Origin of the sequence: Nostoc punctiforme PCC 73102, from assembly GCF_000020025.1 — a bacterium.
Classification (GTDB): Bacteria; Cyanobacteriota; Cyanobacteriia; order Cyanobacteriales; family Nostocaceae; genus Nostoc; species Nostoc punctiforme.
On record NC_010628.1, the window covers coordinates 3,583,317 to 3,605,968 of the forward strand.

At 42.4% G+C, this 22,652-nt stretch carries 16 protein-coding genes; 5 read left to right on the forward strand and 11 right to left on the reverse strand.

Going from position 1 to position 22,652, the window contains the following annotated elements:
- Window position 1: 1 nt before the first annotated feature.
- The 3 genes from NPUN_RS14790 to NPUN_RS14800 all read right to left on the reverse strand — a co-directional run bounded on the left by NPUN_RS14790 (window position 2) and on the right by NPUN_RS14800 (window position 6,024).
- On the reverse strand, window positions 2-1,891 hold the full coding sequence (locus NPUN_RS14790) for a hybrid sensor histidine kinase/response regulator (RefSeq protein WP_012409425.1): 1,890 nt from the start codon (window positions 1,889-1,891) through the stop codon (window positions 2-4).
- The gene (locus NPUN_RS14795) at window positions 1,857-2,321 is read right to left on the reverse strand and encodes a response regulator (RefSeq protein ID WP_419788439.1); all 465 of its coding nucleotides are present in this window, start codon (window positions 2,319-2,321) and stop codon (window positions 1,857-1,859) included. Before NPUN_RS14795 ends, NPUN_RS14790 begins: the two co-directional genes overlap by 35 nt.
- Before the next feature lie 352 nt (window positions 2,322-2,673).
- Window positions 2,674-6,024: a PAS domain-containing protein gene (locus tag NPUN_RS14800; RefSeq protein ID WP_012409427.1), complete on the reverse strand. Its 3,351-nt coding sequence runs from the start codon at window positions 6,022-6,024 to the stop codon at window positions 2,674-2,676.
- A 643-nt stretch (window positions 6,025-6,667) separates the two neighbouring features.
- Between NPUN_RS14800 and NPUN_RS14805 the strand changes: the two genes are divergently transcribed.
- Window positions 6,668-7,927, forward strand: a complete 1,260-nt coding sequence (locus NPUN_RS14805) for a DUF4912 domain-containing protein (protein WP_012409428.1) — start codon at window positions 6,668-6,670, stop codon at window positions 7,925-7,927.
- Window positions 7,928-8,003: 76 nt separating this feature from the next.
- A complete protein-coding gene (locus NPUN_RS14810; protein ID WP_012409429.1) occupies window positions 8,004-8,930 on the forward strand; it encodes a phosphodiester glycosidase family protein in 927 nt (308 codons plus the stop codon).
- A gap of 125 nt (window positions 8,931-9,055) precedes the next feature.
- Here the strand turns inward: NPUN_RS14810 and NPUN_RS14815 are convergent, their stop codons facing one another.
- Window positions 9,056-9,424, reverse strand: a complete 369-nt coding sequence (locus NPUN_RS14815) for a hypothetical protein (protein WP_012409430.1) — start codon at window positions 9,422-9,424, stop codon at window positions 9,056-9,058.
- 530 nt (window positions 9,425-9,954) lie between these two features.
- Between NPUN_RS14815 and NPUN_RS40750 the strand changes: the two genes are divergently transcribed.
- Window positions 9,955-10,125, forward strand: a complete 171-nt coding sequence (locus NPUN_RS40750) for a helix-turn-helix domain-containing protein (RefSeq protein WP_148220320.1) — start codon at window positions 9,955-9,957, stop codon at window positions 10,123-10,125.
- 334 nt (window positions 10,126-10,459) lie between these two features.
- Window positions 10,460-14,710, forward strand: coding sequence for an ATP-binding protein (locus NPUN_RS14820; RefSeq protein WP_012409431.1), 4,251 nt, complete (start codon window positions 10,460-10,462; stop codon window positions 14,708-14,710).
- 294 nt (window positions 14,711-15,004) lie between these two features.
- Here NPUN_RS14820 and NPUN_RS14825 read toward each other — a convergent pair whose 3' ends face one another.
- The 5 genes from NPUN_RS14825 to NPUN_RS14845 all read right to left on the reverse strand — a co-directional run bounded on the left by NPUN_RS14825 (window position 15,005) and on the right by NPUN_RS14845 (window position 17,630).
- Window positions 15,005-15,316 carry an ATP-binding protein gene (locus tag NPUN_RS14825; protein WP_012409432.1) on the reverse strand — a complete coding sequence of 104 codons (312 nt, stop codon included), beginning with the start codon at window positions 15,314-15,316 and terminating at the stop codon, window positions 15,005-15,007.
- Window positions 15,317-15,495: 179 nt separating this feature from the next.
- Window positions 15,496-15,723: an exodeoxyribonuclease VII small subunit gene (xseB, locus tag NPUN_RS14830; protein ID WP_012409433.1), complete on the reverse strand. Its 228-nt coding sequence runs from the start codon at window positions 15,721-15,723 to the stop codon at window positions 15,496-15,498.
- 48 nt (window positions 15,724-15,771) lie between these two features.
- Entirely contained in the window at window positions 15,772-17,010 is a 1,239-nt protein-coding gene (xseA, locus tag NPUN_RS14835; protein WP_041565417.1) for an exodeoxyribonuclease VII large subunit, read from the reverse strand.
- A gap of 61 nt (window positions 17,011-17,071) precedes the next feature.
- Entirely contained in the window at window positions 17,072-17,350 is a 279-nt protein-coding gene (locus NPUN_RS14840; RefSeq protein WP_012409435.1) for a type II toxin-antitoxin system RelE family toxin, read from the reverse strand.
- Window positions 17,337-17,630, reverse strand: a complete 294-nt coding sequence (locus tag NPUN_RS14845; protein WP_012409436.1) for a type II toxin-antitoxin system Phd/YefM family antitoxin — start codon at window positions 17,628-17,630, stop codon at window positions 17,337-17,339. The genes NPUN_RS14840 and NPUN_RS14845 overlap by 14 nt, the downstream gene beginning before the upstream one ends.
- 491 nt (window positions 17,631-18,121) lie before the next feature.
- On the opposite strand from NPUN_RS14845, the gene recA reads away from it, so the two are divergent.
- Window positions 18,122-19,201, forward strand: a complete 1,080-nt coding sequence (recA, locus tag NPUN_RS14850; protein WP_012409437.1) for a recombinase RecA — start codon at window positions 18,122-18,124, stop codon at window positions 19,199-19,201.
- A gap of 219 nt (window positions 19,202-19,420) precedes the next feature.
- Here recA and NPUN_RS14855 read toward each other — a convergent pair whose 3' ends face one another.
- The gene (locus NPUN_RS14855) at window positions 19,421-20,143 is read right to left on the reverse strand and encodes an FHA domain-containing protein (protein WP_012409438.1); all 723 of its coding nucleotides are present in this window, start codon (window positions 20,141-20,143) and stop codon (window positions 19,421-19,423) included.
- 812 nt (window positions 20,144-20,955) lie between these two features.
- Window positions 20,956-22,560, reverse strand: a complete 1,605-nt coding sequence (locus NPUN_RS14860) for a serine/threonine-protein kinase (RefSeq protein ID WP_012409439.1) — start codon at window positions 22,558-22,560, stop codon at window positions 20,956-20,958.
- Between the last annotated feature and the right edge of the window lie 92 nt (window positions 22,561-22,652).

Genomic DNA, 22,652 nt, shown 5'->3' on the forward strand with positions numbered 1-22,652 from the left:
CCTAAATCTTTTGAACTGTACTAATAATTTGCAATAATTGACTAGCTGTATAAGGCTTGGATAAAAAGGCTTTGATACCCATATCATAAGCTGTATTAACTTTATCAGTCGAAGTCATTCCGCTGACGGCAATAATTTTGACATCTGGGTTAATTTTTCGCAGCGTGCGGATAGTAGTTATCCCATCCATAGACGGCATGACCATATCAGTCAAGACAAGAGATATTTTATCTCGATGTTCTGCATATAAGGCTATTGCTTCAATGCCATCACTAGCTGTCATTGCTTTATAATTATGGCTTTCTAAGGATGTTTTTGTCACATCTCGAATGGCAGCTTCGTCATCTACAACTAAAATTAATTCTCCTTGTCCTGAAGGTAGTCCCTGGTCTTCTTCTTCTATAGTTTCCGCCGCTTCTTGTGCTGGCAAATACACCTTAAATTGGCTACCTTTTCCCCGTTCGCTACATACGTTGATAAAACCGCCGTGGCTTTTAATAATGCCAAGGACTGTAGAAAGACCAAGACCAGTACCTTTAGCGAGTTCTTTGGTAGTAAAAAATGGATCAAATATCCGATCTAAGATTTCTGATTTAATCCCAATTCCTGTATCAGTAACAGTAATAACAATGTGATGACCAACTTTGGCTTCAATATGCATCTTGGCGTAATTTTCATCAATGAAGAGATTTTCCGCCGAAATTTTCAAAGTTCCACCATTTGGCATAGCGTCACGAGCATTAACACATAAATTCATCAGTACTTGATGCAGTTGAGTAGCATCACCAGATACAGTACAAAGATTTTGCGGAATTTGAGTGGAAACTTCAATAGATTTGGGAAATGTTTCCCTAATAATTTGCTGAATTTCTATTATTAAATGCTTTAATTGCAATATTGTGCGATCGCCTTCAAGCCCACGAGTAAAAGATAATACTTGCTTGACTAGATTTGCCCCGCGTTTAGTGTTTGTAATCAATATTGGCAACAGTCGCCGAGAACGCTCATCATGAACTTGTGCCTCTAACAGTTGGGCTGTCATCAAAATGGGCGCAAGAATATTATTTAAGTCGTGGGCAATACCGCTGGCTAAAGTGCCAATGCTTTCCAATCGCTGGGCGCGGAGAAATTGCGCTTCAAGTTGTTTTTTTTGTGTGATGTCAGTGTTAACAACGAGAAAAGATTGTGCTTGATTGCCGAATTCATGCACTAGTGTCCAACGGCTTTCGACAACAATTTCTTTACCTGATTTTGTTTTTTGCTGTAATTCGCCCTCCCAAGAGCCATTTTTCATCAAAACACTGAGTGCTTCTCGAACTTTAGACGGATGTTTTTCATGCCAGAGAGATCGTATCTTTTTATTGATTGCTTCTTCTTTTTTCCAACCGTATAGACTCTCAGCAGCTTTGTTCCAAAATAAAATTTTATCGTCTAAATCACGCACAAAAATTGCATCGGTGGCAACATCTAGTAAAGCGGCTTGTTCGCGGATTTTATGTTCTGTCTGTTTGCGCTCGATGGCGTAGCGGATAGAACGCTCTAACAAAGGTCCTGTCAACTGGCTTTTTTCAAGATAATCTGCGGCTCCGGCTTTCATCGCTTCGATATCTATTTCCCAGTCGCCCTGACCAGTTAGTAAAATTATGGGAGAAGAACAGCCGTTGGCAATTGCTTCGCGTAAAAGTTCCAGTCCATTGTGTGGTCCCAAACGGTAGTCTACAAGATAAACGTCATGTTGGTGGCGAGCGATCGCATTTCTTGCAGCTTCATAATTATTCACCCACTCCAACTCGCAGTCTGCTACCTGAAATTCACTGAACCAATAACGAGTCAAAATATAGTCATCTTCGTCATCATCAATGAACAAAACTTTGATAAGGCTGTTGTCCATGTTTATCTCCCACTGCTTCTAGTGGTAGTTTCACGATTTCAAACCAGTATTTGACTAGAGTATCCATGACCTCAACTAATGAGGCAAAAGGCGCTGGCTTAATGATGAAGGAGTTCGCACCTAAATCGTAAGTATTATATATATCTTCTTCTCTTCGTGATGTTGTCAGTATTACAACTGGAATTTGCCGCAGTTGGGGGTCAGATTTTATCTCTTTGAGTGCCTCAAGACCGTTAATTCTCGGTATATTCAAATCTAATAAAATCAAACCAGGATGCGGTAAACTGCTTCTGTTTGCATATCGACCACGATGGTACAAATAATCCATCAATTCTTCACCATTACTCACGATGTTTAGTTCAATTGGCACTTGGCTCTCTGCCAATGCCTCACGAACCAGGATGCCATCGTCTTCATCGTCATCAGCCATTAAGATGGTGAGATTTCTTTTTCGACCCTCCACATCGTCTCCTTTGCAGTGATTTATTATTATGAATCAAGTTATTAACCTGGCATAGATGGTAACTCTTCCGTTGACAAAAATCATTACTTATGCAATTTATTTGTTTAGGATATGAAAGTTTTATTTCTTTGCTAATAGAAGGCGATGTCTAACCACAAATAGCTGTGGTGGTTGCCAATAGCCTGAAATAATCGAATCTTATTAAGAATTAACATTATGGTTGATTTGTACAATCAATCAGTCCTAGAAATTACGAGTGGCAATTGTACAATTAAGCTAATTTTGGGATTTATTATTAATCCCTCTCCAGGAATAAAAATCAAGAATGGGAATTAATTGACAATACGATTGTAAATTTTGCTCCTTGCCCAGGTTTGCTTTGAGCTGCGATCTGCCCATGATGACGCTCAATTATTTTTCGGCAGATCGCTAAACCTATGCCAGTGCCTTCGTATTCAATGCTACTATGCAAACGTTGAAAAACATTAAAAATTCGATCGAGATATTTTTCATCAAAACCAATCCCATTATCTTCTACGATGATTTGACACACTTCAGAATTACTGGATATGTTATCTGCTTGATTGTTTAATATTTTACTATAGATTTTTATGACTGGTGGTATTTGTGGGCGATGGAATTTGAGGGCGTTACCAATCAGGTTTTGCAACAATTGACGCATCTGTATAGGATCGGCTTGAATGGTGGGTAACTCTCCTATTTCTACACTTCCTCCAGTTTGCTGCACATAAATTTCTAAATCAGACAATACTTCTTGGGCAATCTTTGTCAGATTTACTGATACAAAAGGTTGGGCTCTAGTAGTGACTCGTGAAAGTGTTAACAAGTCTTCAATTAATGTCTGCATTCTTGATGCAGCATTCTGCATTCGTTCTAGATAGTCACGTCCTTGTTCGCTCAAGGTGTCGCCACAGGTGCTTTTGAGCCGATCGCCAAAAGTTTTAATTTTACGCAGTGGCTCTTGCAAATCGTGGGAGGCGACAAATGCAAATTGTTTTAGTTCTTCATTAGAACGGGTGAGTTCTTTCCTCTGCCGAGTTTCTTGTTCTAGGATGAGGCTCTGAGTTGAGGCAATACCTATTTGATCTGCTAGCTGTCGCAAAAGTTCAATTTCCCAGCTAGTCCACTGGCGGGGATGGGCGCATTGATGGGCAATTAGCAGCCCCCACAGCTGATTTTTGAGGAAAATCGGGACTACAAGGTTGGCTTTAACAGCGAATCGTTGCAACAATTCGACGTGGCAAGGTTGGATATCAGCTTCTTTGATATCGTTAATGACATTAATTTGTCCTTGGCGGTACTGCTCAATATAATCATCGCGAAAGCAAGGGTCGGTAATTTGCTGCCCCAGTACAACAGGTAAACCAGGAACTATTGCCTCTTGAACCGCTATGAAAGAGCCATTTGGCTGTAGGCGCAAGATTAATACTCGGTCGGCAAGCAGTAGCTTTTGCACTTCTTTGACACTGGTTTGCATAATTTCATCGATTTGTAAAGACTGACGAATTTTTAGGGTGATATTAGCGAATAGTTGCGATCGCAAATTTTGGAGTTCTAATGCTGCTTGGGCACGATCGCGATCGCATAGTACGGCTTGCCGTTCGCTTATATCCATCATCGCGCCCATCATCCGCACTGGTTTACCTGTTTGGTCATGAACGACATAACCGCGATCGAACATATAGGCATAAGAACCATCGCTGCGACGAAAACGGTATTCATCTGACCAGAATTGTTCACCGCTATCTATCAGTGCCCGCGCTTGGGAGGCGATTCTCTGCCTGTCGTCTGGATGTATATGTTCATACCACCAATTAGCAGTGAATGTTATTTGCTCTTTCGAGTAACCCAAAAGTTTTTCTAAAGCTTGATTCCACCACACCTCATCAGTCAGCAAATCCCAGTCCCATAAAAGATCGTTGGTAGCATGGGCGACTATTTGGAAACGTTCTTCGCTCTGACGCAGTTGTTCTTCCGCCAGTTTCCGTTCAGTGATATCTGTATGGCAACTTGTCATCCGCACAATATTACCATCTTCATCCCACACTGCCTGACCGCGATCCAAAACCCATTTATAGGTGTTATCTTTGCACCGGACTCGATGTTCGCTGATAAAAAACGGGGTAATCTTAGCAAAGTGATCGGCGATCGCTTGTCTGACAAATCCAATATCATCTGGATGTACTCGTGTTGCCCATTCGTCTAAATGATTGGAAATTTCATGTTCTGCGTAACCAAGCATTTCTTTCCAGCGAGTAGAGAAATACACTTGATTATTTTTAACGTTCCAGTCCCAAATGCCATCATTATTGCCTTGCACAGCTAACTGGCAACGTTCTTCGCTTTCTTTGAGTGCGTCTTCCACCCGTTGGCGCTCAACGGCTGTAGCGATAACATTGGCAACAGCTTGGAGAAAAGAAATGTCATCTTTGCTAAAAGTGTGGTGTCTGGTTGTGTGTGCCCCAAAGACACCAAAAGGGCGCTTTTTACCATGAATCACTACGCTAATGCCGCTCACTACTTGATGCTCATGTAGCAGTGGTGGCCCATTGAATCGCATTTCAGCACGGAGATCGTCAACAATCACTGGTTCGTTGCAAAGCAGAGTGTAACCAGCTTGAGAATTTATCCCAGCACTAACAGTCGCCTTTCCTACAAGTCCAGGTTGCCAACCGACTCCGGCGCGTAACAGCAATCTACGATCGTCTGGCAATAGTTCCAAAATTTTGCAAAACTCAACTTTGAGGCATTGGGCGACGATTGTTACAGATGAGTTCATCAGTGTAGTCAAATCTGTACCAGCTAGAGCAATTTGACTTAGTTCTGCCACCATTGCTTGCTGGTTAGCATGAACTTCTAGGGCCTCCTCTGCTTGCTTGCGCTTGGTGATATCTATGTATACCCCAGATATTTGCACAGCTATACCAGACGTATCTACAAAGACAACTCCTTTGTTTGCTAAAAAACGAATTTTCCCATCGGGTAAAATAACTCGAAATTCAATTTCATATTTGGCTCTATCCTCAATAGCTTGCTGATGCGATCGCCTGACGAAATCGCGATCGTGGGGATGGATGCAGTGGAGAAAAGTTTCATAGGTGTAGTTGAAAGTGCCTTTCTCTAAACCAAAAATTGCTTCTAGATTATCTGACCAAGTAATTTTGTTCGTCAGCAGATCCCAATTCCAAATGCCCATACGAGCAGCATCTAATGCCATCTTGAGTTGGACTTCCCGCAATTGTGCCTGTGCAGCTTGCTGTCGTAATTCCTGCATGGTATGACGGGCTTCCAAAAGACGGCGCAATCTTAGATGTAATATTGGCCATTGAATCGGCTTGGTAATAAAGTCAGTTGCACCCACAGCAAAAGCTTTATCTACGGTTGCCTGATCGGAAAAAGCAGTAATCATTAACACTGGTGTGTTCTTGGCGTTGGAGAGTGCTTGCAGTTGAGCGCAGCAACTAAACCCATCCATCATCGGCATCATAATATCCAACAGTACTATATCTGGGTGGAGGCGAGTATAGATAGCGATCGCCTCTAGCCCGTTACTTGCTTCTTCCACCTGATACCCTGCATCTGTCAATTGCTTACACAGATGCATTCGCATAAAATTGTCGTCGTCTACAACCAGAATCAGGTTAGTCATTTGAGTTTATCCTGGGAGCGATCGCCCTTCCTTCCACATTTTCGCATTACTGGGAGGATGTCAACTAATCATTGCGATCGCACGATCAAAGAATGGGCAGAGGTAATTTAACCCAGCTTGTTGAAGTAGCGGACTCAAACCCATCTTCCGATTCCATAGCAGGAGTCATTTCCCCCTTGTCCTTTTCCCCACACCCAACCCCGTTGAATCCTACTCCTTTCTTTGTAGATTGCGGTTTTTGGCTAGCCCACAGCTAAATGTCATGAAAATTTGACATTTTTGCCAGCACTCAAAACTATGCTAGCCAGCAATGTCATGAAAACATGACAAGTCGATCCCAGAAAAGCTTATAAATTCGTAATATAGTCAAAAAAGCCATAGAAACTACTTGATCCCTAGATATGCTTAGTGGTTAATATTGACTTAACAAACAGAACTTCTTCGATCCCAAAGAAATGCTAATTTTGGCATAACCAGGAATTGCCTAGAAGTTAACTCAATTTAAAAACAGATTAAAAAACTTAAAACTGGGCAAAACCAGGAGTCAGGAATAAGAAATTCATCTGGATGTGGATGACCTTTTATATAGCATTCTTTAACCAGGGGAAATCATTTACCGCTTACACTACTGGAGGCCAAATTAATGGCAAAAGAACGCCCGCCCCTAGAGGAGATGACCTTACGGCAACTACGAAGAGTTGCCAGCGAATATAGCATCTCTCGCTATAGCCGAATGCGTAAATCACAATTGCTGGCATCAATTTTAGAAGTCCAGCGAAGCAAAACTTTGCTCAGTCCATCTCGTTCATTGGAGGCACAGGAAACCGTGGAAGCTGCTAAGTTTGAATTAGGTCAGGAAGATCGTACAGGTGGATCTCTAGCTGATGTTGATGAAGGACTCGCAGATTTGCCTTCTGGCTATGGTGAAAGCCGGATTGTCCTCTTACCACGCGATCCACAGTGGGCTTACACTTACTGGGATATCCCCAATGAACATAAAGAGGAACTGCGCCGCCAAGGTGGACAACAACTCGCGCTACGGATTTATGATGTCACTGACATCAATATCGAATACCAAAGCCCCCACAGCATTCAAGAATATCCTGCTGATGAACTAGCTAGAGAATGGTATCTACCAGTTCCAGTTAGCGATCGCGATTATGTGATAGATATCGGCTATCGTGCTGCTGATGGTCGCTGGTTAGTATTAGCTCGTTCTACTAGAGTACACATTCCCCCCGTCTATCCTTCAGACTGGATTGAAGATGTCTTCATCACTGTCAACTTTGAAGAAGATTTGCGCGGTAAGACTCAGTACGAACTAGTTCCCCCCGCCAAGAAGATTGCAGCTACCACTAATGGTAATGCTGTGAATACCAACGGCAATCCTATCTACGACCAAATCTTTGGTTTAGCCGAATCTGCCGAAGCGCTACGAGTTGCTGGTTCTATCTTCGGTTCTCAGCATCAAGTACCAGGTTCAGCGCGTCCTGAACAAGCCCTTAGTTCCTACATTTTCCCATCTGGTGTGGGTATGTGGGCAGTTCCCACTGTCTCAGGCTTAACCGCTTCCGGTGCAGGAATGTCAGGTGTTGGCTTCTCCGCTTCCGCCGTCCCAGTGCGTCCGCGCCAGTTCTGGTTAATTGCCGATGCTGAATTGATAGTTTACGGTGCAACCGAACCCGATGCTACCGTAACCATTGGCGGCCGTCCAATTCAGCTAAATCCAGATGGGACATTCCGCTTCCAAATGTCCTTCCAGGATGGTTTAATTGACTATCCGATTCTGGCTGTAGCTGCTGATGGTGAGCAAACTCGGTCAATTCAGATGAAATTTAATCGTGAGACACCATCTCGGAATACTAACACTAAAGAAGAGGCTGTTTTAGAATGGTTCTCTTAAGCTGTAATTAATTTCAGACTGAAATTTTAAATTATTCCCCGCTATAGTAATTCTGTAGCGGTTTTTTTGCATTATTATGTTAACCAAAAAATTATTTTTGTTATTTATCTCGATAATTGGTGCAAGCTTGTTATCAGGTTGTCAACAGATTGAAGCAAATCCAGTCCCCAAAGCATCTAAAACTTGCCCTGGCAAAGATCCTAAATTCAGTATTGATTTTTTTAAAACCAATAATCAAGGTAAAAAAAATTCCAGAGGTATTAACAATGTAATTATTTTTAATCCCAAATCAGCAGAATTAGATTTCAAAGTTAATGTTGGTCTATCTCATAAACTCTACGCCAAAGATGCCAGAGGTAAGCTGCGTAAAGAATACATTCCAAAACAGTTTCATGAACTCATCGGTGATGAGAATGCCAAATTAAACGGACAGCTACCAATTGCCGCAATTAATGCCGACTACATAGATACTGATAATCAGCCACAAGGTTTAAATGTCTCTCGTGGTATAGAGTATTCAGGAGCGTTTAAAAACAAGCGTTCTTCCTTTGGGATATCAGGAGGTACACCTAACCAGAGGCAGGCTACTATCCAAGCTGGTAGAAGAAAAAACGATATTCTCAATTACAATTTAGTAGGCGGTAATGGCAGATTTTATCGTCAGGGTAATTTTAAAGATATTTGTCAAGATTTGGGAGAATTTGCTTGTAAAAATGCAACTAATCGCTCTCTAGCAGCTATCACTACTCAAGGCTATGTAATACTATTAGTTAATGACTTGAAAGCTAATTCAGAGATTGAATTATCTCAACTTAATCAAGAGTTACTGCCAGATATGTTTGATAATGTCCTACAAGGCATTGCTAGCAACAACTGTTTAGGTAATATTCAAGAAGGAATTTTATTTGATGGAGGTATGTCTCCAGGATTGTATTATAACCAGAAAACTTATGTAGAAAATCTTGGGCCAATTGGTTCAGTGTTTTTGATCTATAAAAAATAAATAGAGTTTAAAATTATTAAGGTTGGTAGGGGTAATTTATGAATTACCCCTACTTCTATTGTTAGTTAAGATGATAAATGGATTTACGTCGTGCTGTAGTAGGTTTACTTCCATATAGCTAAACTTTAGAATACTGACTCTTTGACTTTTTGTAAATTCTCAAGCTTATTTGGATTTACCCAACGATTGACAAATTCGTGGTTATGTTTGTATACCTTGATTTGCACTTGTTTAGAACTTAACTGAACTACTTCGGCGGGAATTCTTTGGACATCGCTAGAATCTGCACGAGCCTTGTAAAGCCAAATGACTTTTTGCCCTACTTGAAAATAGTCAGAATTATTATTTGAAGAAGGCGTTTTTTCTGCCCAAGAGGGGAAAGCAATTACTAAGTTGATTAAAAGCACTAAGACTACTAGAGTGATTTGGAAAAGTTTCATGATCATTGCACTTGTCTTGGGTCTGCTGGGACAATCAATCTGCTGATCTAGCATTTAGCCATTCTCCTTCTTGGTTTTATGAAAGTTTAAAGATAGGTACACCAAAATTTCTCTGGTAAATTTAGCGTTAGTTTGGTATTTAAGTTCTGGCAAGACACCTACTTTTATCTCATACGCAAAACTACACGCTATGGAGATAATACCCTGCCGGTAGTCTGTTGAAGAACTCGTAAAGTAGCTGCTTCTCTAGGTTCCCTGCGGGATGCTATACAAACGCGCAGCATGTCGCAGACAGACACTCCACGCACCTTGCTTCGACCTAAGAGTATGCGTCTACATAAATTGCCCCTACTGAAAAGAAAGATTTTCAGTATTGTTTGTGTAAGCCTTATAAAGTTCAAATCTCTACTGATTTCAGGATAAAGCGACTTATAGAATAAAATCAAATAGTCTTGTTTCTTAAAACGATAAGTTAAAGTTATGATAATGTTGTGATGCTTTGATTTGAGTTCACAATCTCTATCTCAAGAGCAGTAGACGCAAAATAAGATTTTGTCGTAAAAATTGTTAATATATGGTGCTTTATGAACTTTAATGTATATGACCCGTGTGTAAGCCGACTTGTGGCAAAGCAACCTAATATTGGCAAACTAATTTGTGCCCTACGGCAAGGGTTAAATATGTCTAAAGAAAGGTTTGCAGCCGAGTTTAGTGTTACTTCCCTAACAATTAACCCTTGGGAAATGGAGATGTAAGACCTTATCCCTTAAGAATAGAGCGAATTAATAATCTACTCAAGGAGTTAAGCGAACGAGGTTAAATTTTTAAGAAAATAGACTTCCGATAAGAGGAGTAGGCATTGTGAGTTCTGAATAAGAATTGACCTTGTTTGGTAGCTTGGAATATCAGTCATATAAAGCTGACAATCGAAGAGAGCTAAAACAGCAACTTGTCCTTAATTGTATATGCCTTTGAATATCCTCTAAAATGATTAGTTAGGAGCATCAACGTCTAATTTAGAGGGATTTTGAGAAAAAGACGACCACAGATGTAGCCTGTAACCGACGCATGACCAACCGAGAGGAATTAATGAAGAACGAGTCAACGTCAGCAAGCAACGCCGACGTAAATTTCCTTATCGGCGGGGGTGAAATGGGTGCTAGGATGCGAGAATGGGACTGGTCAAAAAGCTCCCTTGGCCCAACACAGCAGTGGCCACAGAGTTTAAAGACTGCCGTGCGAATTATGTTGACTTGCCGCCAACCTATGTTTGTTTGGTGGGGCGAAGAACTCATAAACCTTTATAATGACCCTTATAAGGCTATTATTGGCGGCAAACATCCAGAAGCACTTGGGCAGCCAGCTTCCTGCGTGTGGCGGGAAATATGGGATCAGATTGGCCCTCGAGCAGAATCAGCGATGTTGAAGAACGAGGGTACTTATGACGAAGCGCTGCTACTAATTATGGAGCGCAACGGCTACCCAGAAGAAACCTATTATACTTTTTCATATAGCCCAGTTCCTAATGACCAAGGCGACACAGGTGGAATCATTTGTGCCAATACAGATGACACTCAGCGCATCATTGGTGAACGTCAGTTAGCACTTTTGCGCGAACTAGCGGCTAGGACAGCAGACGCGCGGACATTCGATCAAGCCTGTACACTAAGTGCAAATTGTCTGGAAAGCAACCCTTACGATTTGCCTTTCGCAATGATTTATCTGGTCGATCCAGATGAGCAACAAGTTTTTCTAACTGGAACGTGCCGTATCGGGCAGAATCATGTAGCAGCACCTGAAACAGTCGATCTCGATTCTGATTGCGTTTGGCCATTTGCAGAAGTGATCGAAACGCATCAGGCAAAACTGATTTCTGATTTGGAAGTATCTTTTAGTAGCTTACCTTGTGGTATTTGGGAGCGATCGCCCCATCAAGCGATCGCAGTGCCAATTGCACCATCCGGTCAGACCGGAAAAGCTGGTATATTAATTGCTGGGTTGAATCCCTTCAGGCTATTCGACGATAACTATAAAAGATTCATTGATTTAGTTGCGGCTCAAATTGCAGCCAGCATTGCCAACGCCCAAGCTTACGAGGAAGAACGCAAACGCGCCGAAGCTTTGGCAGAACTCGATCGCGCTAAAACTGTATTTTTCAGCAACGTCAGCCACGAGTTTCGTACCCCTCTAACCCTGATGTTGGGGCCATTAGAGGAAACCTTAGCTAATTGTGCCACCCTGCTGCCAGCCCACGAACGAGAGCAGTTAGAAATGGTGCAACGGAATGGACTCCGCCTCCTAAAACTGGTCAACAGTCTGCTAGATTTCTCGCGCATCGAAGCCGGAAGGGTTCAAGCTTCTTATGAACCCACCAATTTGGCCACTTTCACCGCAGAACTAGCTAGTGTATTTCGTTCAGCAGTAGAACGTGCAGGGATGGAATTATCAGTCAATTGTCCTTCCCTTCCAGCACCAGTGTATGTAGATCGGGAAATGTGGGAAAAGATTGTTCTTAACCTGCTCTCGAATGCCTTCAAGTTCACGATGACTGGAAAAATCGCGGTAAGCTTGCAGTGGGCAAACGACCATATTGAGTTTGCAGTCAAAGACACAGGAATCGGTATCCCAGCAGAAGAAATTCCCCATCTTTTTAAACGATTCCACCGCGTCAAAGGGGCGCAAGGACGAACTTTTGAAGGGTCAGGAATTGGATTATCACTGGTGCAAGAATTGGTGCAAATGCATGGCGGAACAGTCAAAGTAACGAGTGTTCTAGGAGCAGGTAGTTGCTTTACTATATCAATTCCAACGGGATATGCTCATTTGCCTCCAGCCCGGATTAGCGCCCCTCGAACCTTAGCTTCAACTGCATTAGGTGCAACCCCCTATTTAGAAGAAGCTCTGCGTTGGCTACCCGAAGAGGAAAGGGAGACAAGGGGAGGGGGAGACAAGGGGAGTGTTGCAAAGGAATTCTCCTTGTCTCCTTATACCCTTATCCCCCTGTCCTCTTCCTCTGCCCGAATTCTTCTGGCTGACGATAATTCAGATATGCGTGATTATGTCAAGCGGCTGTTAAGTCAGCAGTATGAGGTGGAATCAGTGGCGGATGGTTTAGCGGCTTTGGATTCTGCCCGTGGGCGTGTCCCAGACTTGGTACTGACGGACGTAATGATGCCTGGATTAGATGGCTTTGGACTGCTGCAAGAATTACGGGCCAATCCGCAAACGAAAAAAGTTCCCATCATTCTGCTGTCGGCGCGGGCAGGGGAAGAGGCACGGGTGGAAGGTTTAGAAGCGGGAGCCGATGATTACTTAATTAAACCGTTCTCGGCTCGGGAATTGTTAGCACGGGTGGAGGCAGCCCTAAAAATGGCTCATCTCCGCGAGGAGGCAATGCAACGAGAGCAAGGGCTACGCATTGAAGCTGAGGTCGCAAAAGCACACTTAGAAACTGTCCTCGCTGGCATCCAAGACCAATTTTTTGTGTTGGATCGGGAGTGGCATTATACTTTTGTCAACGATCGCGTAGCAGAAGTTGTGGGCATCCAAAAGGAAGAGTTGCTAGATCGGATCATTTGGGAACTGTTTCCAGACGTGGCCAAAAGCGAGTTTTATACCCAGGTTCATCGGGCGATGGCAGAACAGACAGTTGTTCAGTTTGAATACTTTTATCCTGCTTGGCAACGCTGGTTTGAGAATCGCGTCTACCCCTTTGGTGAAGGAGTAAGCATCTTTGTTACAGAGATCAGCGATCGCAAACAGGCAGAGAAAGCACTTCGTGAAAGCGAAGAACAGTTCCGCAACATGGCTGACAATGCCCCCTTCATGGTTTGGGTAACAGATACCAATAACTACTGCACCTATCTGAGCAGAAGCTGGTATGACTTTACCGGTCACAACGAAGAGACGAGTCTGGGATTTGGCTGGTTGAACGCCGTACATCCAGAAGATTGCGATGAGGTTAGGAATATTTTCCTGGAAGCTAGCAAGCGTTGTGAGGCTTTCCGTATGGAGTACCGCTTGCACCGCAAAGATGGCGAGTATCGCTGGACGATCAATGCTGCTAATCCTTGGTTTGGTGTGGACGGTCAATTTAAAGGTTACATTGGCTCAGTGATTGACATTACAGAACGCAAGACAGCAGAAGCCGAACGCGATCGCCTCCTGGAACTTGAACAAGTTGCTAGAACTGAAGCCGAAACAGCCAACCGGATTAAAGATGAGTTTTTAGCGGTACTTTCCCATGAATTGCGATCGCCTCTCAATCCCATTCTTGGTTGGGCAAGACTCTTACAAACCCGTGAATTTCAGCCAGCAGAGATCAAGAAAGCTATTGCAACCATCGAGCGGAATGCTAAATTACAAGCTCAACTAATTGAAGATTTGCTTGATGTCTCTCGGATATTACAAGGCAAGCTCAATCTGAAGATGTTTCCCGTCAACCTAGTGCTGGTGATTGAGGCGGGATTGGAGACAGTACGTTTGGCAGCAGAGGCTAAAGATATTCAAATTCAGACAATGCTAGATGCTTCTTTGGGGCAGGTTTTAGGTGATTCCGATCGCTTACAACAAGTAATCTGGAATCTGTTATCGAATGCCGTCAAATTCACTCCTGAAGAAGGAAAAATTAATATTCAACTGGAACGCATTGATTCTCAAGCTCAGATTACCGTCAGCGACACAGGTAAAGGAATTAGCCCTGAATTTCTCCCTCATGTATTTGAATATTTTCGTCAGGCTGATGGCACAACAACCCGAAGGTTTGGTGGTTTGGGGTTAGGGTTAGCAATTGTCCGTCATTTGATAGAATTACATGGTGGTACGATTTGGGCAGAAAGTTTAGGGGAAGGGCAAGGAGCTATTTTTAGAGTTAGGCTACCCCTGATCAAAAAAGAGTTAACCCCAAAACAACAGATAAATATTGACCCTATAAATGCTTCTTCTACAACTGAAATTCTTACAGGCATTCAAATCTTAGTTGTAGACGATGACGATGATACCCGTGAGTTTCATACATTTGTGCTAGAACAGGCTGGGGCAAAGGTAATGGCTGTGGCATCCGCAAAAGAAGCACTGCAAGCATTGGCAGAGTCAGAACCAGATATTTTGCTCAGTGATATTGGAATGCCAGAGACAGATGGCTATATGCTAATGCGCCAAATTAGAGCATTGCAGCTAAAGCAAGCTAAACAGATTCCTGCGATCGCTTTAACTGCTTATGCTGGAGAAATCAACCAGCAACAAGCAATCGCATCAGGATTTCAAAGGCATCTGTCTAAACCCGTTGAACCAGATGAGTTAGTCAAGGCAATTGCAACTCTGATTGGTAGGAATGGCTGAGTTCCTAAAAACCAACGGGAAGGGGGCAGGAGGCAGGGGGAAAGACAATACAGTTCAGATAAGACCAAAAGCGATTTATCGCGTCTCAAAAACCCAAAATTTTTGCCAGTAGCCCTTAACTGAACCATATTGGGGGGAAAGAGGGTTTTCCAGTTATTGCATAGATGCGGTAATCATAACTAATTAACCAGATATGATGATATCAGCGATCGCTAAGATTGATAATCAGCAAAAAGGCAGGGAGTAGAAAGTAGGGATAATCAAACCCATACTCCAATACGGTTCAGTTAACGCTTAACGCTTTGTCAAAGTAAATTTTTTAGCAACCGCTAAGGACGCAAAGTACGCAAAGGAAGAGAAGAGACTTGTCGCTAAATAAGATTTGCTTTCGCCATTTCTTTCAACACAACCAATTTCAACCCACTTTTGGGGTTTATCATTATACTTAATGGCGTTGCTGATTAGGTTGCTAAAGAGTTCATTAATCTGAGCGCGATCGCATTGAACGCTTTTTAGGGGTTGAGGAATGTGAAACTCGACTTCGCTTTGTGGTTGGGCAATGGTCAAAGTGCCGATTACCTGCTGCACTAACTCATTCAGATTCACTGGTTGCCTATTTAGCTTTTTAATTATATTTCAATACGGTTCAGTTAAGGGCTACTGGCAAAAATTTTGGGTTTTCGAGACGCGATAAATCGCCGTCTCTACAAGTGTTTTGGTCTTATCTGAACTGTATTGAATTATATTTAACTGACAAATTTAACTCACACTCTAGGCTCAAATTTCTACTCTTCGCTTAATGTTTCAATCAACAAATCCACCTGCTGCTGTCGCTGCTGCAAAAAACTTTCACACTGACGCAAATACTCAACAGCACTGGCAAATTGCTCAAACACCGCTTCCAATTCCAACTCACCCGCCTCAATGCGAGTAATAATTCCCTCTATTTCAGCAACCTTCGCCTCATAATTCCAACCTTCCTCAGAACTAGAAGCACCTTTACGTTTAACCATTAATCTCTCTGTGTCCTCTGCGCCTCTGTGGTAGCCTGCGGCAAGCCGCTATGCGTCTACGTTTACTTCTATAACCTTCACTTTAACCCTACCCTGCCCCAACTGAATCAACAAATCTTCTCCCACAGCCAACTCCGCCGCCGAACGAGCGATCGCCCCATCTTCTCTTCTCACCACCGCATAACCACGCTGCAACACTGCTTTCGGGTCAAGAGTTGCTAATTTTTGCCGTAATAATTCTAAATGCTGCGCTGCTTGCTGCGATCGCCCCATCGTAATTTGCACCAAATGCTGACGCTTCCAAGCTAGCTTTTCCACCTCCTGCTGTACTTGCCGATCTAACCGCAAACGTCGCAAACGATTCCGCAATACTTGCAGTTTATTTTCAGCATTTTCCCCAGAGTCATGCACCGCCTCATGTAAAGCCACAACTCGCTGCCGATGTTCAGTATACAACTCTGAAAGTGATGGCACAACCATTTCCGCTGCCGCAGTGGGTGTATGCACACATACATCTGCAACTAAATCTGCTAAAGATTCATCTCGTTGATGGCCAATCCCAGTAATTACCGGAATAGAACAACTAGCAAGCGATCGCACCACTCGTTCATCATTAAAGCAAGCTAACTCTTCCACCGCGCCACCACCCCGCGATAAAATTAGCACTTCGGCGCGTCCATCTCTTTCCACTCGCTCAATTGCTTTGACGATAGATTCTGGTGCTTGCTCACCTTGTACTGTCGCGGGAGAGAATAAAACGTGTAAACCTGGATACCTTTGCTTGAGAGTCTTTTGAATATCACCCCAAGCAGCAGCCGTTGGTGAAGTGACAACAGCGATCGTTTGGGGGTGGATGGGGAGCGATCGCTTTCTTTGCGCGTCGAACAACCCCTCAGCCAGCAAGCGATTTTTTAGTTGTTGATAGCGCAACGCCTGTAACCCAACACCAGCAGGTAAAGTCTGCCAAACTGATAACTGATACTCTCCCCGTTGTGGATATAGGCGAATACTACCCAAAATAATTATTTGCTCACCGGCAACTGGCATTTGGGCGAGTTTTGGCAATTGGCTATTCCATACCACACATTTAATTCCGGCAGTGCGATCGGTATCTTGCAGCGTGAAAAATAAACCACTGCGATGGTGGTTAGCACTGGAGACTTCGCCAGTTACCCAAACTTGCCGCAATTGTTCATCTTGCTCTAACAGCAAACGGATATAGTCAGTTAATCCAGATACTGAAAGCGCTGTATCGAGAATCAAAGAGTCGGGAAGGTCGAAAGTCATCAAAGATGCCTGAAAGCATTTGTGCTGGAGAGATTTTAGCATTTTTAATGAAACCCGAAGTTTAACCGAGTAAACGCTTCAATCTTTTGTAGACATCATCATTGCGCTTACCGACTAAAATCACTTCTATTAAATCGCGATCGGGAAAATACCTGTAAATAATTCGATATTCACCACTATCAACTCGATATAAACCCTGATAACCAGATAGCTGCTCACTATCAGAGGGTAAAGGCTCAACATTCAAAGCCAAAACCTTTTTTGCAATCTGTGCTGCTATTTTAGGCTGTAAACCGTTCAGAAAATCAAGAACAGTTGCTAGACCATCAAGCTTCGCCATTAGCTAAATGCTTTAATGCAGATGTAAAAGCCTCTGTACCAATCATTTTAGACTGACTCAGAGCAACTTCAGCAGCTTGACCAAAAACCATATCCTCTAATTCTTCCAACCGATTCATTAATTTTTGGTAGCTCTCGGCTGAAATAATCACATGGCTAGGCCGTGATTGTTTAGTGAGTAGAACTGGCTCAGTAGTAGCCTTATCAAAAACCTCACCGTGTTTGTTACGAGCATCTGTGAGAGTATAGGTCTGCATAGACATTTTGACTATTTTAGACATTTTGACTATATTTTAGCAGATAAATCTTCTCATCTCAATTCTGGCTTCACAGAACTTGCTGCTTGTCAAAGCTGAAAGATTACCTAAAGCATTGAAAATCCCTTTACTACTACCCTAAAAGCTTTCTACATCAATCCCGACCCAATGAAGTCGCTGTAGATGATATGCTGATTGGCATAGCGATCGCTCCTAACTGAGCAACCTCCGCAAATGCTCACGAGTCCGGTTCTACTGACAGTGTTGTTTAGGTAATTTATTTTTTCAAATCCCTTGCTTACCCAGCGAAAAAAAGCTATCTCTGAATGCAAGTTGGTATCATTGTGCAAGACTACCCTAATCTGGTAGCGATCGAGTTACGATCTTGTTACACCCTTTTTTGATTTGAGAAGTCCTATTCCAGAATTTTCTGGTTAAAATAGTATATCTGTTCTACTCAAACTCCCAGAGCAACACTCCTTAAAACCATATATTAAGAGGCATTAGACGCAGGAATGGCTATCAACACCGATACTTCTGGCAAGCAAAAAGCGCTGACTATGGTGCTCAACCAGATTGAGCGCAGCTTTGGTAAAGGAGCAATTATGCGCCTGGGCGATGCCACCCGGATGCGGGTGGAGACAATTTCCAGTGGGGCGCTTACCCTAGATTTAGCATTGGGTGGTGGTTTACCCAAGGGGCGGGTAATAGAAATTTATGGGCCGGAAAGTTCCGGTAAGACTACAGTAGCGCTACATGCGCTCGCCGAAGTGCAAAGAAATGGCGGTATTGCTGCCTTTGTTGATGCTGAACACGCCCTAGACCCTACTTATGCTGCTGCATTGGGTGTAGATATTGACAATTTGCTGATTTCCCAACCTGACACTGGCGAATCAGCTTTAGAAATTGTCGATCAGCTTGTTCGCTCTGCTGCGGTTGATATTGTAGTTATTGACTCAGTAGCAGCACTGGTTCCCCGCGCTGAAATTGAAGGCGACATGGGTGATGCCCATGTTGGTCTACAAGCGCGATTAATGAGCCAAGCTCTACGTAAAATTACGGGTAATATTGGTAAATCTGGTTGTACCGTAATTTTCATTAACCAGTTGCGGCAAAAAATCGGTGTTACTTACGGTAGCCCAGAAACTACTACTGGTGGTAACGCATTGAAATTTTACGCTTCGGTGCGCTTGGATATTCGTCGGATTCAAACCTTGAAAAAAGGTACAGATGAATATGGTAATCGCGTTAAGGTCAAAGTCGCCAAAAATAAAGTAGCGCCGCCTTTTAGAATAGCGGAATTTGACATTATTTTTGGTAAAGGTATTTCTACCTTGGGTTGTGTTGTTGACCTAGCAGAAGAAACTGGCATTATTATCCGCAAAGGAGCTTGGTATAGTTACAACGGCGATAATATCTCCCAAGGACGAGACAACGCCATTAAGTATCTAGAAGAAAAGCCTGAATTTGCTGAAGAAATTAAGAAACTGGTGCGTGAAAAGTTAGATAAAGGCGCTGTTGTTTCTGCTAACTCCGTAGCTAAAGCCAGTGAAGAAGATGAAGAGGAAGAAGTTGATTTAGAGCCAGAAGAATAAGGAATGTGGATTTATTAATCTGCAATTTTGAATATGTAGTGGGTTACAAAAAGAGCTAACCCACTTTTTGTAAAGGATTGATCGGTTATTCGTTAGGCATTTCTAGTTCTAATCAGGTAAAAGTAGGGGCACAAGAATTAACATTGTTGTGCCCCTACGAATTGTATATATTTTACCCAATTGAAAATTATGGCAATTTTCAATTTTTTAACTGGGATTTTATGGTATTTGTCTGCTAAAAAAGCGGTCTAAAATTTCTGATTTCTGTTCTGAACTGAAGTTGTCATAATAATGTTCAAGGTTCTCAAGTAGTCGTGAATTTCTGAAAATCTCCAAATTCTCATCTACTTTCTCAGGTATATATTTTTGTTTATCACGGCGAAAAGAAAGTATTTCTACTTGATTGTCATTTTTACGATGCACAAGCTGCATCAATAACTCCATTGCTACAGTTGGCAAAACACGGCACGTATAATTCACAAAAAAATCAAAAGTCATATTGCCTAGACGGATGCGATCGCCATCTTCGAGCTTGATCGGCTCTAAAGCGCGATCGCCATTCACAAATGAGCCATTGGTACTGTTGAAGTCTATGAAGTAGAAGCCTTGATCGTCAATATATTGAATAGCCGCATGGCGACGAGACATATAGTTATCAGCAATGCAAATACCACTGTTCTGATTACGACCTATTGTCCATATCTGCTGTGACTGTCGTAAACTTTGGGTCTGATTGTCGCACAAGTTAGTCATCAAATAAACAGTAGACGTATCCACTACACCATGTACGTAACGTACCTTCATCTTTTTCAACGACGGTTGGGATAGGTTTTCTAGCTGAAGAATTTCATCTAGAAGGCTGCTGTGGTGTTCATACAACTTAAGAAATACTTGATATAAAGTTAATCGCCGTTCTATTTCTGTTTGTGCAAAGTCAGCCATGATATATAAACCTTGTATTTATTGCCTGATTTCGGTTGTGACTATTCTGCTTCAGCCTACAATCAGGGATAATTAATTAACTTTTCACTTTCTGCTGCCATCTGAAAACTTTAGTGGCTTAATAGCGTTATATTTTACAGCTTTTACTTACGAGATCACCTGTCGTTTATAGCAATAAGAAGCATAGAAATATCTAGGAAAAACTATTGTGATGCTTTATTGTTTATTGTAAATAATCATTTGTTATTTGTAACAGATGATTATTATAAAGATTTGATTAAGAATTGCCAATCGTTTCCGTATTTTTGCTAGATAATTAGATATTTCTTAATATTTGCAAGAGTGATGGCTATTGAGCGAACCAACTATAAAAATTCTGAGTTGTTCATGATAAATCAATACGCTTGGGTTAAGGCTAAAAACTAAAACTGGCGTAGGTTGAGTTCAGAAACGTAGCTTGTTTGCCGTTCGCGTAGCGTCTCCAAGGGAGAAGGGTAATGCTTATGCTTAACCCAAGGGTATTGTATGATAAAAAAGATCCCCGACTTTATAAAAGTTTTCGGGGATCTGCGGGTTCCAATTCTCACAAATCAAATAGAATTGCGATATCTCATCTAATTGGTCAATTCTGAATAAATCTGAGTTTTATCAAGAAAAATAAGAGTTAATTTATCAAGCCAATAAGAAAATCGAAGCCTTGTGAAATAATACAGTTTAAATTAAGACTTTATCCTCTTTAAGCCTCCTTAGAAAGTAGGGAAATAGTCTGAAATCCAGTGACTTCCTCTGGCTCCAAAATCTTAACTTTCAACTTACAATAAGCCTCGTTTACCATTGGGACGGATGGTCATCCAATTTGTTTTTGCTAATGCTAGCTGCTCATCAGAAATCTTGGCACTAGTGAGATTAGCACCACATAGATTAGCTCCTCGCAGGTTAGCATTGCTGAGATAAGCATTACTGAGGTCTGCACCTCGCAGGTCTGCCCCTTCTAAATCAGCATGGTTAAAGTATGCTTTGGTCAAATTAGCATCCTTGAGATTTGCTTTACTAAGACTGGCTCTGCCAAAGTCACTATTGTGAAGATTAGCTCCCTGGAGATTGGTTTTTTGCAATTGAGTGGAATGGAAATTTGTTCCTGATAAGTCAGCACCTTGCAGGTTCAACAAACTTAAATTGTGAAGAGCAAAATCTCGTCTTCCCTTTTGATAGGCGGTTAACAAACCTTGGGTATCTAGCTTACGCTCAACTTTAGAATTTTGAACTTGCGAACCATTACTGTTGCTGTTAGCTAAAGTGGTTGATTTGCCCATCCCAGAAGCGTGGTGCGATCCAGCAGCTTCTGCTGCCTTAGCTCGTCTGGCACGAATTGCTGCTGCTACCTGTGCCACTCCTGCACTGGTTACAGCAACAGAAGAGTTGTTACATAAAACAGCGGAATTTTCCAGGTGGTTGTGCGTTCGCTCTTTAGACCCAGTATCTGATTTAATCAGTAAACCCTTTGCTAAACTTTCTAAGTATGGTTCTATTTCCAATGCTCTAAGAACTTCTGCGGCTGACTGATAGCGATTACGTACAGAAACATCTAACATCTTTCGTAATACATTACTCAAGTGATCGCTCACTTGCACAAGTTGCTCCCATATCATCTCGCCAGTGTTGGGATTGTAATCTAAATCTTTAGGAGTTTTGCTAGTCAGTAAATAAATACATGTTACCCCCAGAGCATAAATATCACTAGCATATACTGGACGCATAGCCATTTGCTCTGGAGGTGCAAAACCAGGAGTACCAATCGCATAAGCAGTTAATGCTGTTTGTCCTGATTGACTGATTGCGCCTTGGGTGACTTGGTTTTTGACGGCACCAAAGTCGATAAGTACCATTCTGGCATCTTGAGTGCGACGAATTAAGTTGGCTGGCTTGATATCACGGTGGATCACCTTTTGCTCGTGGATGTATTGGAGGAGTGGTAGAATCTCGCTTAAGAATTGCTTGACTCCAGTTTCGGTCAAGATACCGTTAAGTTTGACCTCCTCCTGCAAGGTATCACCACTGATATATTCTTGAACTAAATAGAATTGTTCATGATCTTCAAAATAGTCTAGCAATCTTGGTACTTGGGGATGATTGCCAATCTTACCTAGAGTTTTGGCTTCTCGTTCAAAGAGTTCTCTGGCCATCTGTAAAACGTGTGGGGCGCTTCCTGATGGGCGTAATTGTTTGATTACGCAACTCGGTTCTCCTGGTAAGCCTCGATCGTTGGCTAAGAAGGTTGCTCCAAAGCCACCTTGACCTAATGGTTTGATCGCCTGATAGCGATCGCGCAACAGTAGTTGCGAGCCACAAGACTGACAACTTTGGCTATTTACCAAATTTTCTGGATTGGGACAGATAGGATTTAAGCAGTAGCTCATGCACTGTCAACTCGCTGCACGAATAATCACGGGGAGCGTTACACTCTCTTTCAATTATTTAGACATTAATCAATTCTTGCCAGGTAATTTTT

Excerpts from the sequence above, each read along its gene's own strand:
- NPUN_RS14790 (WP_012409425.1), bottom strand. The coding sequence starts at position 1,891 with ATGGACAACAGCCTTATCAAAGTTTTGTTCATTGATGATGACGAAGAT.
- NPUN_RS14795 (WP_419788439.1), bottom strand. The coding sequence starts at position 2,321 with ATGGCTGATGACGATGAAGACGATGGCATCCTGGTTCGTGAGGCATTG.
- NPUN_RS14800 (WP_012409427.1), bottom strand. The coding sequence starts at position 6,024 with ATGACTAACCTGATTCTGGTTGTAGACGACGACAATTTTATGCGAATG.
- NPUN_RS14805 (WP_012409428.1), top strand. The coding sequence starts at position 6,668 with ATGGCAAAAGAACGCCCGCCCCTAGAGGAGATGACCTTACGGCAACTA.
- NPUN_RS14810 (WP_012409429.1), top strand. The coding sequence starts at position 8,004 with ATGTTAACCAAAAAATTATTTTTGTTATTTATCTCGATAATTGGTGCA.
- NPUN_RS14815 (WP_012409430.1), bottom strand. The coding sequence starts at position 9,424 with ATGCTAGATCAGCAGATTGATTGTCCCAGCAGACCCAAGACAAGTGCA.
- NPUN_RS40750 (WP_148220320.1), top strand. The coding sequence starts at position 9,955 with ATGAACTTTAATGTATATGACCCGTGTGTAAGCCGACTTGTGGCAAAG.
- NPUN_RS14820 (WP_012409431.1), top strand. The coding sequence starts at position 10,460 with ATGAAGAACGAGTCAACGTCAGCAAGCAACGCCGACGTAAATTTCCTT.
- xseB (WP_012409433.1), bottom strand. The coding sequence starts at position 15,723 with ATGGTTAAACGTAAAGGTGCTTCTAGTTCTGAGGAAGGTTGGAATTAT.
- xseA (WP_041565417.1), bottom strand. The coding sequence starts at position 17,010 with ATGACTTTCGACCTTCCCGACTCTTTGATTCTCGATACAGCGCTTTCA.
- NPUN_RS14840 (WP_012409435.1), bottom strand. The coding sequence starts at position 17,350 with ATGGCGAAGCTTGATGGTCTAGCAACTGTTCTTGATTTTCTGAACGGT.
- NPUN_RS14845 (WP_012409436.1), bottom strand. The coding sequence starts at position 17,630 with ATGTCTAAAATAGTCAAAATGTCTATGCAGACCTATACTCTCACAGAT.
- recA (WP_012409437.1), top strand. The coding sequence starts at position 18,122 with ATGGCTATCAACACCGATACTTCTGGCAAGCAAAAAGCGCTGACTATG.
- NPUN_RS14855 (WP_012409438.1), bottom strand. The coding sequence starts at position 20,143 with ATGGCTGACTTTGCACAAACAGAAATAGAACGGCGATTAACTTTATAT.
- NPUN_RS14860 (WP_012409439.1), bottom strand. The coding sequence starts at position 22,560 with ATGAGCTACTGCTTAAATCCTATCTGTCCCAATCCAGAAAATTTGGTA.